General features: G+C 69.1%; 11 protein-coding genes. 10 read left to right on the top strand and 1 reads right to left on the bottom strand.

All coding sequences use genetic code 11. The features are described 5' to 3' along the window. Positions 1-141: 141 nt before the first annotated feature. The 8 genes from ACWCOV_RS40610 (at position 142) to ACWCOV_RS40575 (ending at position 8,826) form a co-directional block, all read left to right on the top strand. Positions 142-918: an endonuclease/exonuclease/phosphatase family protein gene (locus tag ACWCOV_RS40610; protein ID WP_449834714.1), complete on the top strand. Its 777-nt coding sequence runs from the start codon at positions 142-144 to the stop codon at positions 916-918. A 32-nt stretch (positions 919-950) separates the two neighbouring features. Further along, the gene (locus ACWCOV_RS40605; RefSeq protein ID WP_449834713.1) at positions 951-2,459 is read left to right on the top strand and encodes an ABC transporter substrate-binding protein; all 1,509 of its coding nucleotides are present in this window, start codon (positions 951-953) and stop codon (positions 2,457-2,459) included. 252 nt (positions 2,460-2,711) lie between these two features. Further along, entirely contained in the window at positions 2,712-4,268 is a 1,557-nt protein-coding gene (locus tag ACWCOV_RS40600; RefSeq protein WP_449834712.1) for a sugar ABC transporter ATP-binding protein, read from the top strand. Continuing rightward, positions 4,265-5,290 (top strand): ABC transporter permease, encoded by a 1,026-nt coding sequence (locus ACWCOV_RS40595; protein ID WP_449834711.1) that lies wholly within the window; start codon positions 4,265-4,267, stop codon positions 5,288-5,290. Before ACWCOV_RS40600 ends, ACWCOV_RS40595 begins: the two co-directional genes overlap by 4 nt. A 14-nt stretch (positions 5,291-5,304) precedes the next feature. After that, positions 5,305-6,312, top strand: coding sequence for a substrate-binding domain-containing protein (locus tag ACWCOV_RS40590; protein WP_449834710.1), 1,008 nt, complete (start codon positions 5,305-5,307; stop codon positions 6,310-6,312). A gap of 147 nt (positions 6,313-6,459) precedes the next feature. Beyond that, entirely contained in the window at positions 6,460-7,887 is a 1,428-nt protein-coding gene (locus ACWCOV_RS40585) for a malic enzyme-like NAD(P)-binding protein (RefSeq protein WP_449834709.1), read from the top strand. After that, the gene (locus ACWCOV_RS40580; RefSeq protein ID WP_449834708.1) at positions 7,884-8,261 is read left to right on the top strand and encodes a VanZ family protein; all 378 of its coding nucleotides are present in this window, start codon (positions 7,884-7,886) and stop codon (positions 8,259-8,261) included. The genes ACWCOV_RS40585 and ACWCOV_RS40580 overlap by 4 nt, the downstream gene beginning before the upstream one ends. Positions 8,262-8,268: 7 nt before the next feature. Then, positions 8,269-8,826: a YqgE/AlgH family protein gene (locus ACWCOV_RS40575; RefSeq protein WP_396353173.1), complete on the top strand. Its 558-nt coding sequence runs from the start codon at positions 8,269-8,271 to the stop codon at positions 8,824-8,826. 7 nt (positions 8,827-8,833) lie between these two features. Here the strand turns inward: ACWCOV_RS40575 and ACWCOV_RS40570 are convergent, their stop codons facing one another. After that, positions 8,834-9,106 carry a DUF3039 domain-containing protein gene (locus ACWCOV_RS40570; RefSeq protein ID WP_360538764.1) on the bottom strand — a complete coding sequence of 91 codons (273 nt, stop codon included), beginning with the start codon at positions 9,104-9,106 and terminating at the stop codon, positions 8,834-8,836. A gap of 147 nt (positions 9,107-9,253) precedes the next feature. On the opposite strand from ACWCOV_RS40570, the gene ACWCOV_RS40565 reads away from it, so the two are divergent. Both ACWCOV_RS40565 and ACWCOV_RS40560 read left to right on the top strand, forming a co-directional pair. Then, complete coding sequence (locus ACWCOV_RS40565) at positions 9,254-11,050, top strand: DEAD/DEAH box helicase (protein WP_449834707.1); 1,797 nt, start codon at positions 9,254-9,256, stop codon at positions 11,048-11,050. 190 nt (positions 11,051-11,240) lie between these two features. Continuing rightward, complete coding sequence (locus ACWCOV_RS40560; RefSeq protein ID WP_449834706.1) at positions 11,241-14,600, top strand: CARDB domain-containing protein; 3,360 nt, start codon at positions 11,241-11,243, stop codon at positions 14,598-14,600. The last annotated feature ends 68 nt before the right edge of the window (positions 14,601-14,668 follow it).

The raw sequence follows: 14,668 nt of genomic DNA, 5'->3' as shown, positions 1-14,668 counted from the left end.
GTCGACGCTGCGACTCGCGCCGGGTGGCGAAGTGACGCTGAAGCCACCAGCGAACTGCTCGCTGACCACCGTGCGGGTCGACGACCTGCTCGCCGTCACCACGCTCTCCTCCTACAACGTCCCGACCTGGACCGGTGACCGATGATTGCTCTGAGCAACTTCAGCTTCGTGGCGATGACCTACAACCTGTGGGCCGACTTCCACCTGGACGACCGGCGGGACGCCCTGGCGGCCCTGTTCACGACCCGTCCGCCGGACCTCCTCGCCGTACAGGAACTGCGTCCGGCGACCCGCAAGCTGCTGGACGACGTACTGCCGGATCACGATCGGGTCGACGGCACGGCCGGGTGGGAGACACAGAGCAACCTGTGGTGGCGGCGCGACCTGTTCACCGCGATCGAGTCCGGCGCGGAGGACGTCGGCATCCTGTCCCCCGATGCCCGGCTCTTCTGGGTCCGGCTGCGGTCGGCCGACGGGCACGAGCTCGTCTTCAGTACGGCGCACCTGACCTGGCCCGGGCATCCGGACGAGCGGGCCGACCTCGGCAACCGCCGGGTCGGCCAGGCGCGGGCGATCGGGGAGACGCTGGAACGGCTGGCCGGCGACGACTCGTGCCTGTTCACGGTCGACATCAACGACATCGGCCCACCGCAGTGGGAGCTCGGCAACGCCGGGTTCCTGGACAGTTTCACCGCACTCGGCCGGCACTCCCCGGTGACCCACCCGGTGGTGCCGACGGTGGCGACCGGCCCGATCGGGACCCGGCTGTCGCCGCTCGCCTCGCCGCCGAAGGCGATCGACTGGATCTTCGCCCGCGGCCCGCTCGCCGCGCGGACCAGCGAGGTCGTCGACTTCTTCCACGACGGCCGCGCGCCCTCGGACCACTACCCGGTCGTCGCCACCTACACCTTCACCTGAGCCCCTGCACCGCGCAGTTAAGGAGAACCCCTGTGTTGAGGAAGCGAATCGTCGGGGCGCTGGCCGCCCTGACCACGGTGGCGGCCGGGCTGAGCGCCTGTTCGCCGGCGAGTGAACCGAGCAGTGGTGAGCAGGTCCTGCGGTACGCGCCGGCGATGTTCCCGGTGTCGCTCGACACCCACAAGTTCGCCGGTGAGGAGGCCGTGCAGACCGCGATCCAGCAGATCATGGAGCCGCTGGTCCGGGTCGACGAGGGCAAGATCGTCCCGGTGCTCGCCACCTCCTGGGAGAACCCGGACCCGACCACCTGGGTGTTCAAGCTGCGCTCCGGCGTGAAGTTCTCCGACGGTACGCCGTTCACCGCGAAGGACGTGGTGGCGTCGTACGAACGGCACAAGAAGCTCGACGGGCCGCTGGTCCCGCTCTACGCGACGGTGACGTCGTTCGCCGCGACCGACGACCAGACCGTGACGGTGAAGACGAGCAAGCCGCTCGGCACGCTGCTCAGCTCGCTGACCCTGTTGTTCATCGGGCCGGCGGACAAGGTCAACGCGGACGGGTTCTTCAGCAAGCCGATCGGGACCGGGCCGTTCCAGGTGACGTCGTTCCAGCCCGACGAGAAGCTCGAGCTGGCCGCCAACTCGTCGTACTGGGACGGAGCTCCGCAGCTGAGCAAGCTGGAGTTCGTGAACATCCCGGAGGTGGCCGGGCGAATCACGGCGCTGGAGAACGGCGAGGTCGACGTGCTGACCCAGATCCCGCCGGACCAGGTCGGGTCGGTCAAGGGCGGTGACGGGATCAGCTACTCGACGACGCCGAGCTGGACGTACTACTTCGACTGGTTCAACTCGAACCGCAAGCCGTTCAACGACAAGCGGGTGCGGCAGGCGATGTGGCACGCGCTCAACCTGGAAGGCACGATCAAGGACCTGTTCGGCGACCTGGCCACGGTGGCGCAGGCTCCGCTCGCGCAGGGCGTGATCGGTGCGCCGAAGCTGTCGCCGTACTCGTACGACCCGGCGAAGGCGAAGCAGTTGCTGACCGAGGCGGGTTACCCGAACGGATTCAGCACGTCGATGCAGTGGCCGCTGGAAGGCGGTCCGAACATCCGGGCGCTGGCGCAGGCGATGATCTCGGACTGGGCCAAGATCGGCGTCACCGTGAAGCCGCTGGAGAAGGAACGCGCCCAGTGGCTGGAGGACTTCGGCAAGCTCAACTGGGACATGAACCTGCAGACCAACGTCACCGGCACCGGCGACGCCGACTACACCCTCGCCCGCCTCTACGTCTGCGCCGCCAAACGCAACGGCTACTGCAACCCCGCCCTGGACAAACTCCTCCTCGACGCCCGCTCCTCCGTCAACCAGTCAGAGCGGCCCAAGCTGTACGAGGACGCCGCCCGGATCCTCTGGACCGACGCGGTCGGCATCTTCCCCGCCGACCTGGCCTCGAACTCCGCGGTCCGGTCCCGGGTCCGGGACTTCACGATGCCGCCGAGCGGCCGCCCCTTGTTCGCGAAGGTGACCGTCTCCGGAAGTTGAGGCGCGGACCGCAATCCCATCTCAACGCGGGCCGTCCGCGTGGGCACACGCTCACGCGGACGGCCCGCTGTCGATTGTGATGTCCCGGGGATCCGCCACCCCTTCCATCCAGATCGAACAGCTGCCGTCCGAGACCGCCAAGCACGAAGCTGGGTCACGGTTGAGCCCCGGGAAGTGGTGAGGGGTTGACGGCGGCCTGGGGGCGGTCTAGCGTCTGGGAAATCGATTTCTCATGCGGGGAAGGACGGTGGGATGGCGGACGGTGCCGGGCTGGTGCGGATGGCGGGCATCGGGAAGCGGTACGGCGGGGTGCAGGCCTGCCGGGAGGTCGACTTCACGCTGGGCGCGGGCGAGGTGCACGCGTTGCTCGGCGAGAACGGCGCCGGCAAGTCGACGTTGATGAAGATCCTGTCCGGCGACGTCACCGAGTACGACGGCACGATCGAGATCACCGGCGAGCCGGTGCACTTCGGCGGCCCCACCGACGCCCAGGCGGCCGGCATCGCGATGATTCACCAGGAGCTCGACCTGGTCCCCGGCCTGTCCGTCGCCGACAACATCTTCCTCGGCCGCGAGCTCCGCACCAAGCTCCGGACCGTCGACCGCAGACGGATGGACCGCGAGGCCCGCGCCCTCCTCGAGCGCAGCGGCGTCGAACTCGACCCGCACCGGCCGGTCGGCGAGCTCCGCGTCGGCGAGCAGCAACTCGTCACCATCGCGAAGGCGATCTCCCTCGACGCCCGCGTGCTGATCATGGACGAGCCCACCTCCGCCCTCACCACGTCCGAGGTCGAGCGCCTCTTCGACGTGATCCGCGAGCTTCGCCGCGGCGGGGTCGGCATCGTCTACATCTCGCACCGGATGGAGGAGATCGCCCAGGTCGCCGACCGCGCGACCGTCCTGCGCAACGGCCAGGTCGTGACCAGCTTCGACCCCCGCAAACTCAGTACGGCGGAAGTCGTCGAGGCGATGGTCGGCCGCCCGGTCCAGACCATGTTCACCACCCCCGACGCCGACACCGGCGACGAGCTACTCCGCGTCGACAACCTCGCCCTCGAGGCCCGCCGCCCGCGGCCCGGCCGCCGCGACCCCGAAGGCATCTCGCTGACCGTCCGGTCCGGCGAGATCGTCGGCCTGGCCGGACTGCTCGGCGCCGGCCGCACCGAACTCCTGGAGACCCTGTACGGCGTCGCGCCCGCCGGCACCCAGTCCGGCCGGATCCTCCTGCAGGGCAAGGAGATCCACCCCCGCAGTCCACGCCAAGCACTCGCCCACGGCATCGGCTTCGTCCCCGAGGACCGGCGCGTGTCCGGACTCGTCCTGTTCCATTCGATTCTCGCCAACACGGTCGTCTCGAGCCTCCCGTCGTACGGGCGGCTCGGTGTCATCGCCCGGCGGATGGAACGGGCCGCCTCGGTGCGGATGGCAGACCGGTTGCGGCTGAAGTTCGGCCGGTTGCAGGACGAGGTCGGCACGCTGTCCGGCGGCAACCAGCAGAAGGTCGTGTTCGGCCGGATGCTGCTGACCGAGCCACGGTTGCTGCTGCTGGACGAGCCGACCCGAGGCGTCGACGTCGGGGCGAAGGCCGAGATCTACCGGTTGCTCGGCGAGCTCGCCGGCCAGGGCCTCGGCGTACTGCTCGCATCGTCCGAGCTGCCGGAGCTGATCGGCGTCTGCGATCGGGTCGTCGTCCTGCGGGACGGCCGAGACGTCGCCTCGTTCAGTACGGCGGAATCCGGCGAAGGAGATCTGCTCGCCGCAGCGATGGGACAGGGCGCAGTGTTCGAAGAGGTCGGAGGAGCGCAGTGACCGACGTGCAGGACAAGCCGGCCGTGGCGATCGCCCGGGACAAGGGTGGTGTGGTCGCCACGCTGTTCCGGTTCCAGAGTGTGTTCGGGCTGCTCGCGGTGTTCGTCGCGGCGATCATCTTCTCGCCGCGCAAGGACGGCGAGATCCTGTTCATCAGCGCGGACAACCTGGCCAACGTGGTCCGGGCGGTGTCCGAGATCGGCATCATCGCGGTCGGGATGACGTTCGTGATCCTGATCGGCGGCATCGACCTCTCGGTCGGCGCCGTCCTCGGGCTGGCCGCGGTCGGGTCCGCCGTACTGATGGTCGAGAACGACTGGGGCTTCCTGCCGTCGGTCCTGCTCGTGCTCGCGATCGGCCTCGTCTTCGGCGCGCTCCAAGGCGCCGCGACCGCGATGATCGGGATCCAGTCGTTCATCGTCACGCTCGCCGGGTTGCAGATAGCGCGCGGCCTGGCCCGGATCTGGTCCGGCGGGCAGGGCGTCGCGATCGCGTACGGCGACGGGCCGCACGAGGCGCCGGAGTCGTTCGCGATCCTCGGCGAACGCACCTTCGGCGGGCTGGTCCCGATCCCGGTGCTGATCTTCGCGGTGGTCGCGGTCGCGGCCATCGTGTTCCTGCGGGTCAGCGCGTTCTCCCGGCACCTGTACGCCGTCGGCGGCAACGAGAAGGCCGCGCGGCTGTCCGGTGTGCCCGTGGTCCGGGTGAAGATCGCGGTCTTCGCCATCTGCGGCCTGCTCGCGTCGCTGGCCGGCGTGGTGCACGCCGTACAGCTGAACCAGGGCAGCCCGAACGACGGGATCGGCTACGAGCTCGACGCGATCGCAGCGGTGGTGATCGGCGGCACCGCCCTGTCCGGTGGCCGCGGCTCGGTCGCCGGGACCGTGGCCGGCGCGCTGCTGCTCGGCGTACTCAACAACATCCTTGCCCTGAACAACATCGACTCCAACATCCAGCTGCTGATCAAGGGACTCGTGATCGTTGCCGCCGCTGCGCTGCAGCGACTCCGTCCCGCCTCGTGAGGAAGGTTCCCGTCATGCGCTCTCTGCGAATTCCCCTCGCCGCCGCGGCCGTCGCCGCGCTGGTGCTCGCCGGCTGTGGGACGACCAACGAACGGACGGCGGACTCGCCGGGCGCCGGTGAGTCGAAGTCCTGCGAGGGCGCCGACGGCAAGTACACGATCGGGATGAGCCAGGCGAACGTCGCCGAGCCGTACCGGCAGCGGATGGACGACGACATCCGGGCCGCGGCCAAGGAGGTGCCGCAGTTCGACGTGAAGTTCGCCGACGCGGCCCAGGACAACGCCAAGCAGGTCGCCGACGTGGAGAACTACATCACCCAGCAGATCGACCTGCTGATCATCAGCCCGAACGAGGCGAAGCCGCTGACCGCGGTGGTGAAGAAGGCCTACGACAAGGGCATCCCGGTGATCGTGCTGGACCGCAAGGTCGAGGGTGACGCGTACACCGGGTTCATCGGCGGCGACAACGTGCAGATCGGGTCCGAGGCGGGCAAGTACGTCGCCGAGAAGCTGCTGCCGTCCGGCGGGAACGTCGTCGAGCTGAAGGGCCTGGCCGGGGCGACGCCGCAGGCCGAGCGGCACCAGGGCTTCGTGGACGCGATCAAGGCGAACCCGAAGATCAAGATCGTCGCCGACGCCAGTGGTGACTGGCTGCGGGAGAAGGGGCAGGCGCAGATGGACGCGCTGCTGAAGGCGAACCCGAAGATCGACGTGGTGTACGCGCACAACGACCCGATGGCCGAGGGCGCCTACCTGGCGGCGAAGGCGGTCGGCCGGGAGAAGGAGATGAAGTTCCTCGGCATCGACGCCCTCCCGATCCCGTCCGGCGGCATCAAGGCCGTCGAACAGGGCCGGCTGAGCGCCACCTTCACCTACCCCACCAACGGCAAGGAGGCCATCACCGCCGCCAAGAAGCTCCTGATCGACTGCGGCACCATCGAAAAGTCACAGATCCTCCCCACCCGCCTCATCGACGCCTCGAACGCCAAAGAGATCTACGCCGAGGAAAACCCAACCGGCTGACGTCGCGTGGGTGGTGGGCGGCCGACGAGCGCCGACGAACGCTGACGAGACAGCAACCCGTCCCGGTAATGGATTACCCGGTGTCCTGCCGTGCACTTTACGAACACAACCTTCGGGGTTTACCAGTGCCGTGAGAGGATCACCCGCGTGACTGCCTTGCCGAGTGTTTCGTACTCCATCACCGTTCGCCTCGAGGTGCCCGCGGGTGGCTCGACGGTGAGCAAGCTGACGACCGCGGTCGAGCAGGCCGGCGGTCTGGTCACCGCGCTCGACGTGACCGCGTCCGGCCACGAGCGGCTGCGGATCGACGTCACCTGCGCCGCGGCCGACACCGAGCACGCCGGCCGCCTGGTCGAGGCGATGCGCGCTGTCCCCGGTGTCGAGATCGGCCGGGTCTCGGACCGGACCTTCCTGATGCACCTCGGCGGCAAGATCTCGATGGAGGCCAAGCACCCGATCCGCAACCGTGACGACCTGTCGATGATCTACACGCCGGGTGTCGCGCGGGTCTGCCTGGCGATCGCGGCCAACCCCGACGACGCCCGCCGGCTGACCATCAAGCGCAACAGCGTAGCGGTCGTCACCGACGGCTCCGCCGTACTCGGACTGGGCAACATCGGCCCGAAGGCCGCGCTGCCGGTGATGGAGGGCAAGGCGGCGCTGTTCAAGCGGTTCGCCGGGATCGACGCCTGGCCGCTGTGCCTGGACACCCAGGACCCGGACGAGATCGTCCAGATCGTCAAGGCGATCGCGCCGGGGTTCGCCGGGATCAACCTGGAGGACATCTCCGCGCCGCGCTGCTTCGAGATCGAGGCGAAGCTGCGCGAGGAGCTCGAGATCCCGGTCTTCCACGACGACCAGCACGGTACGGCGGTCGTCGTGCTCGGCGCGCTCTACAACGCGCTGCGCGTGGTCGGCAAGGACATCAGCAACGTGCGCGTGGTGCTGTCCGGCGCGGGCGCGGCCGGTACGGCGATCCTGAAGCTGCTGCTCGCGGCCGGGGTGAAGGACACCTGCGTGGCCGACATCGGCGGCGTGATCCACACCGAGCGCGAAGGCCTGTCGCCGGAGCTGCGCTGGATCGCGGAGAACACCAACGCGGCGAAGTACAGCGGCGATCTGAAGGGCGCGCTGGCCGGCGCGGACGTGTTCATCGGGGTCTCGGCGCCGAACATCCTGACCGGCGCCGACATCGCCACCATGAACGACGACGCGATCGTGTTCGCGCTGGCCAACCCGGTGCCGGAGGTCGACCCGGCCGAGGCCGGTGAGCACGCGGCGGTGGTGGCCACCGGCCGGAGCGACTTCCCGAACCAGATCAACAACGTGCTGGTCTTCCCGGGCGTCTTCCGCGGTCTGCTGGACGCGCAGTCGTCGAAGGTGTCGATCGAGATGGAGCTGGCCGCCGCGAAGGCGCTGGCCGGCGTCGTCACCGAGGACGAGCTGAACGCCTCCTACATCGTGCCGAGCGTCTTCCACCCGGAGGTGCACACGATGGTGGCGCACGCGGTCCGGGACGCCGCGGGCGGCAGGGCTCCGGCGCACGAGCACTACCCGGACGACTCACCGGCGTGACGGTTTCGGTGGCGGGGGCGACCGGCTCGCGGATCAAGGTCTGGGCGTGGCGGATCGGTTTCGTCGCGGCCGTGGCGCTGCAGCTGTACGGCGTCTACGCGCCGCGGGAGGCGGGTCCGCACGTCGGGATCCCCGGAATCGACAAGGTCGCGCACCTGTTCCTGTTCGGGTCGGTCGCGTTCCTCGGGCTGATGGTGCGGATCCCGGCGCGCTGGTTGCTCGGAGCACTGGTCGCGAACGCGGTCGTCAGCGAGTTGGTGCAGTACTGGGTGCTGCCGCAGCGCGACGGCGACCCGTTCGACGTCCTCGCGGATCTTGCCGGAGTGGCAGTTGGCGCTTGGCTGGCCTTCCGTGTGCTCCGTCGTACGACATGATGGGTGCATGACGGCCTCGACCCTGACCGGTTCGCTGCTGGTGGCGACACCGCTGCTCGACGAGCCGCCCTTCCGCCGCTCGGTGATCCTGCTGCTGGACCACGACGACGACGGCGCTCTCGGGGTGGTGGTGAACCGCGCTGCCGACCTGGCCGTCGAACGCGTACTGCCGAACTGGTCGACCACGGTCAACGAGCCCGGTGTGCTGTTCATGGGCGGCCCGGTCGGCACGGACAGTGCCCTGGCGGTCGCAGAGGTGATCGAGTCGGCCGACCCGCCCGGGTGGCGGGAGTGCTTCGGCCGGATCGGGCTGATCGACCTCGACGTACCCCCGGCGCTGCTGGAGGGCGCGATCCAGCGGATGCGCATCTTCGCCGGGTACGCCGGCTGGTCCAGCGGCCAGCTCGAGGGCGAGATCACCGAGGGGGCCTGGTACGTCGTCGAGTCCGAGCCCGACGACGTGTTCAGCCTGCACCCGGACACGCTCTGGCGCCGGGTCCTCCGCCGCCAGAACGACCAGATGGCCTACCTGGCCACGTACCCGGACGACCCCACCCTGAACTGAGCCGGAGCTACTCGTCGCCGCCCTGGTCGTCGTCGCCCGGGTTGAGCGAGTCCCAGATCTCCTTGCACTCCGGGCAGACCGGGAACCGCTGCGGGTCCCGGCTGGGCACCCAGACCTTGCCGCACAGCGCGACCACGGGCGTGCCCATGACCATCGCCTCGGTCAGCTTGTCCTTCGGCACGTAGTGCGAGAACCGCTCGTGATCGCCGGGCTCCTGCAGCGACGGCTGCGTGCGCTCGTCGACGACCGTCTCGGCGCCGGGGGTCAACTGAGTACTCATGCCCACGAGTGTAGGCCGCCTCACCAGCCGACACGGAACTTTCTCCACAGACTGGCCGTACCCCGACATGCCGGTCAGCAGTTGTCCCCTGCGTCAGGTAACGTTCCTGCACGGCCGACAGTCGACTAACGGGGGAGTATGCCGTCCGTGGATTCGCACGCGCCCGCCACACCAGCCGTGCTTCCTCCGGCCTACCCGGACCGCGCCGCGTGGGGTACCGCGAGCAAACTGCGCGCCTGGCAGGCGGAGGCACTCAAGCTCTATCTCGACGGCAACCCGCGGGACTTCCTCGCGGTGGCGACACCGGGAGCCGGCAAGACCACGTTCGCGCTCACCGTGGCCGCCGAGCTGCTGCACCGGCGGCAGATCGAGCGGGTCACCGTGGTGACGCCGACCGAGCACCTCAAGGTCCAGTGGGCCGAGGCGGCCGACCGGGCCGGGATCGCGATCGACCCGGCGTTCGCCGGGCGGCGCGGGAAGACCAACAAGGACTTCCAGGGCGTCGCGGTCACCTACGCGGGTGTCGCGGTGAACCCGCTGGCCTTCCGGGTCCGGACCGAGCGGTTCAAGACGCTGGTGATCCTGGACGAGGTGCACCACGGCGGCGACGCGCTGAGCTGGGGTGACGGTGTGCGGGAGGCGTTCGAGCCCGCGACCCGGCGGCTCTGCCTGACCGGTACGCCGTTCCGCAGCGACGACAACCCGATCCCGTTCGTCACGTACGAGGAGGGTCCGGGCGGCGTCGCCCGCAGCAAGGCGGACTACACGTACGGCTACGGTCACGCTCTGCGCGACCACGTCGTACGCCCGGTGATCTTCATGTCGTACTCGGGTGAGATGCGCTGGCGGACCAAGGCCGGCGACGAGGTGGCGGCGCGGCTCGGCGAGCCGCTGACCAAGGACCTGACCGCGCAGGCGCTGCGTACGGCGCTCGACCCGGCCGGCGAGTGGATGCCGGCGGTGCTGGCGGCCGCGGACAAGCGGCTGACCGAGGTGCGGCGGCACATGCCGGACGCCGGCGCCTTGGTCATCTCCGGTGACCAGAACACGGCCCGGGCGTACGCGAAGACCCTGCGCGAGCTGACCGGCGAGGCGCCGACCGTCGTACTGTCCGACGAGAAGTCGGCCAGCAAGAAGATCGCGAAGTTCTCCGAGGGCGAGTCGCGGTGGATGGTCGCGGTCCGGATGGTCTCCGAGGGTGTCGACGTACCGCGGCTGGCGGTCGGGGTGTACGCGACGCCGACGTCGACGCCGCTGTTCTTCGCGCAGGCGGTCGGGCGGTTCGTGCGGGCCCGGAAGCGGGGTGAGACGGCGTCGGTGTTCGTGCCGTCGGTGACCCGGCTGCTGAGTTTCGCGGCCGAGATGGAGGTCGAGCGCGACCACGTCCTGGGCCGGAAGAACTCGAACGAGGACGGCGACATCTTCGCCCTCGAGGACGACCTGATCAAGCAGGCGAACCAGACCGAGGGCGCCAGCGACGAGCTGGAGGCGAAGTTCGAGGCGCTCGGGTCGGACGCGAGCTTCGACCGGGTCGTGTTCGACGGCGGTGACTACGGCACCGGCGGCGACATGGCGTCGGACGAGGAGCTCGACTTCCTCGGGCTGCCGGGGCTGCTGGAGCCGGACCAGGTGCGGGAGCTGCTGAAGAAGCGTCAGGCGAAGTCGATCGCCGCGCAGAAACGGTCCCAGCGGGGTTCCTCGGAGTCGGGCCGTGAGGATCCGACGCCGACCGAGCTGGCCACGCACGAGCAGATCGCGCTGCTCCGTCGCGAGTTGAACGGCCTGGTCGCTGCCTGGCACCACCGCACCGGCCAGCCGCACGGGGTGATCCACAACGACCTTCGCCGCAAGCTGGGCGGGCCCGCGGCCGCCCACGCCTCCTCGATCCAGCTCAAGGAGCGCATCGAGCTGATCCGCGACTGGGCTGCTCAGCGGCGCGCCTGACGTTCCTGCTCCACCCCGTCCCGGAGTTTCGGGGCGGGGTGTTTTGCGTGCGCGAGGTCTTGACGGGCTGCGGGCTGGACTGCAAGCTTCGGTTACCGCCCCGCAAGAAATTGGCAAGAGAGTGAAAATTTGCTGCTGAACTCTTGAGGGTGCGGCGTCCGCCCCCGCCCACCTGACGGAGGACACCTTCATGGAGTGGAAAAGATCTGCCGGCTGGCGACTGCTGGCCGGCCTACTCGTGGCTGCGCTGGTCGGCGCGGCTCTCGTCCTGGGATCGGCGACGGCAGCCGTTGCCGCGAATCTCGGCAAGACACTGTCGGCCTCCAGCTCGCTCGGGGCGTACCCGAGCGGCAACGCCGCCGACGGCAACCAGAACTCGTACTGGGAGAGCAGCAACAACGCGCTCCCGCAGTGGATCCAGGCCGACCTCGGCACAGTGCAGGACGTCAACCAGGTGACCCTGAAGCTCCCGGCGTCGTGGGGCGCCCGGACTCAGACCATCACCATCCAGGCCGGCACGAACGGCTCGTCGTTCAGCACGCTCGTCGGCAGTACGGCGTACTCCTTCAACCCAGCCGCGAACAACACGGTCACCATCGACTTCGCCACCACGTCGGCCCGCTACCTCCGGCTGGTCGTCACCGCGAACACCGGCTGGCCGGCCGCGCAACTGTCGGAGTTCGACCTGGCCGGGCCTGGTGGCGGGCCGGTCGAGCCGCCGACCGGTACCAACCTGGCCACCGGCAAGCCGATCGAGGCGTCGTCGTCGGTCTTCGAGTTCGTCGCCACGAACGCGAACGACACCAGTGTCAACACCTACTGGGAGTCCAACGGCTTGCCCGCGACGCTGACCGTCAAGCTGGGCGCCAACGCCGACCTCAGCTCGATCGTCGTGAAGCTGAACCCCGACCCGATCTGGGGACCGCGGACGCAGAGCATCCAGGTGCTCGGCCGTGAGCAGTCCGCCACCGCCTTCACCTCGCTCGTCGCCCGGACCGACTACCAGTTCAGCTCGTCCGGCAACCAGAACTCGATCACGATCCCGGTCAGCGGCCGGTACGCCGACGTACGCCTGCAGTTCTTCGGCAACACCGGCGCCCCCGGCGGCCAGGTCGCCGACTTCCAGGTCTTCGGTACGGCGGCGCCGAACCCGGACCTCGTGGTCACGAACGTCACCTGGAGCCCGGCCGACCCGACCGAGTCCACTCCGATCACCCTCTCGGCCACTGTCCGGAACTCCGGCGTCGCGGCCGCGCCCGCGAGCAGCGTGAACTTCCTGGTCGACGGCTCGGTCGCCGGCACTGCTTCCGTCGGCGCGCTCGTCGCCGGGGCCACCGCCACCGTCACGGCCAACGCCGGAACCCGGGCCCAAGGCAACCACACGGTCGCCGCGGTTTCCGACCCGGCGAACGCCGTCGTCGAGCAGAACGAAACCAACAACACCTTCCAGTCACCCACCCCGCTGACCGTCGGCCAGGCGCCCGGCCCGGACCTCCAGGTCACCGGGATCACCACCAACCCGGCCAACCCCGCCCCCGGATCCCAGGTCTCGTTCACGGTCGCGGTCAACAACCGCGGTACGGCGGCCTCCGGCGCCAGCGTCACCCGCCTCACCGTGGGCAGCACCACCCTGAACACGAACACGGCCTCGATCGCGGCCGGGGCGACCGGCAACGTCGCGATGACCGGCACCTGGACGGCGACCAACGGCGGCGCCACCGTGACCGGGATCGCCGACGCGACCGACACCGTCGCCGAGACCAACGAAACCAACAACACGCTGAGCCGGTCGATCGTGGTCGGACGCGGCGCCGCCGTGCCCTACACGTCGTACGAGGCGGAAGCGGCCGACCACAACGGCACGCTGCTCGTCTCGGACGCGAAGCGGACCTTCGGACACACCAACTTCGCCACCGAGTCGTCCGGCCGCCAGTCGGTCCGGCTGAACTCGACCGGGCAGTTCGTCGAGTTCACCTCGACGGTGCCGACCAACTCGATCGTGGTCCGCAACTCGATCCCCGACTCGGCCAACGGGCAGGGGCTCGAGGCGACCATCAGCCTGTACGTCGACGGTGTCTTCAAGCAGAAGCTGAACCTGTCGTCGCGGCACAGCTGGCTCTACGGCAACAGCGACGGACCGGAGTCGCTGACCAACACCCCGGGCGGTGACGCGCGCCGGCTCTTCGACGAGTCGCACGCGTTGCTCGGCACGTCGTACCCGGCCGGCACCAAGTTCAGGTTGCAGCGCGACTCCGGCGACAGCGCGTCGTTCTACATCATCGACATGATCGACCTGGAGCAGGTCGCTGCGCCGCTCACCCAACCGGCCGGCTGCACCTCGATCACGCAGTACGGCGCGGTGCCGAACGACGGGATCGACGACGCGGACGCGATCCAGCGGGCCGTCACCGACGACCAGAACGGCGTGATCGGCTGTGTCTGGATCCCGGCCGGCCAGTGGCGGCAGGAGAAGAAGATCCTCACCGACGACCCGCTCAACCGGGGTCAGTACAACCAGGTCGGGATCAGCAACACCACCATCCGCGGCGCGGGGATGTGGCACTCGCAGCTCTACTCGACCATCGAGCCGCAGAACGCCGGCGGGATCAACCACCCGCACGAGGGCAACTTCGGGTTCGACATCGACAAGAACGTGCAGCTGTCGGACCTCGCGATCTTCGGCTCCGGCCGGATCCGCGGCGGCGACGGGAACGCCGAGGGCGGCGTCGCCCTGAACGGCCGCTTCGGCACCGGGTCGAAGATCAGCAACGTCTGGATCGAGCACGCGAACGTCGGGGCCTGGGTCGGCCGCGACTACGACAACATCCCCGAGCTGTGGGGACCGGGCGACGGGCTGGAGTTCAGCGGGATGCGGATCCGCAACACCTACGCCGACGGCATCAACTTCGCCAACGGCACCCGCAACTCGAAGGTGTTCAACTCCTCCTTCCGGACCACCGGCGACGACGCACTGGCGGTGTGGGCGAGCAAGTACGTCAAGGACCAGTCGGTCGACATCGGCCACGACAACGCCTTCACCAACAACACAGTCCAGCTGCCGTGGCGTGCCAACGGCGTCGCGATCTACGGCGGGTACGGCAACAAGATCGAGAACAACCTGATCTACGACACGATGAACTACCCCGGCATCATGCTGGCGACCGACCACGACCCGCTGCCGTTCTCCGGTACGACGCTGATCGCCAACAACGCGCTGTACCGGTGTGGCGGGGTGTTCTGGGGCGAGGCGCAGGAGTTCGGTGCGATCACCCTGTTCCCGGCGAACCTGCCGATCACCGGGGTGACGATCCGCGACACCGAGATCCACGACTCGACGTACGACGGGATCCAGTTCAAGACCGGTGGTGGCGAGATGCCGAACGTCCAGCTCACCAACCTGCGGATCGACAAGTCGAACAACGGGTCCGGCATTCTCGCGATGGGTGGCGCCCGCGGCAGCGCCGTCCTGAGCAACGTCACCGTCACGAACTCCCGTGACGGCGACATCGTCAAGGAACCCGGCTCGACCTTCACCTTCACCGGGCAGTAGCCCCGCCCCGGTGTGCCCTGCCTGCCCAGCGCGCTGAGGAATCCGCCGGCGCCCCAGAGATCTTCGAC

The organism is Kribbella sp. NPDC002412, from assembly GCF_053592935.1.
Note: the sequence above shows the minus strand (reverse complement) of the source record. Positions and strands in the feature narration are given on the sequence as shown.

Excerpts from the sequence above, each read along its gene's own strand:
- ACWCOV_RS40600 (WP_449834712.1), top strand. The coding sequence starts at position 2,712 with ATGGCGGACGGTGCCGGGCTGGTGCGGATGGCGGGCATCGGGAAGCGG.
- ACWCOV_RS40570 (WP_360538764.1), bottom strand. The coding sequence starts at position 9,106 with ATGAGTACTCAGTTGACCCCCGGCGCCGAGACGGTCGTCGACGAGCGC.
- ACWCOV_RS40575 (WP_396353173.1), top strand. The coding sequence starts at position 8,269 with ATGACGGCCTCGACCCTGACCGGTTCGCTGCTGGTGGCGACACCGCTG.
- ACWCOV_RS40590 (WP_449834710.1), top strand. The coding sequence starts at position 5,305 with ATGCGCTCTCTGCGAATTCCCCTCGCCGCCGCGGCCGTCGCCGCGCTG.
- ACWCOV_RS40610 (WP_449834714.1), top strand. The coding sequence starts at position 142 with ATGATTGCTCTGAGCAACTTCAGCTTCGTGGCGATGACCTACAACCTG.
- ACWCOV_RS40560 (WP_449834706.1), top strand. The coding sequence starts at position 11,241 with ATGGAGTGGAAAAGATCTGCCGGCTGGCGACTGCTGGCCGGCCTACTC.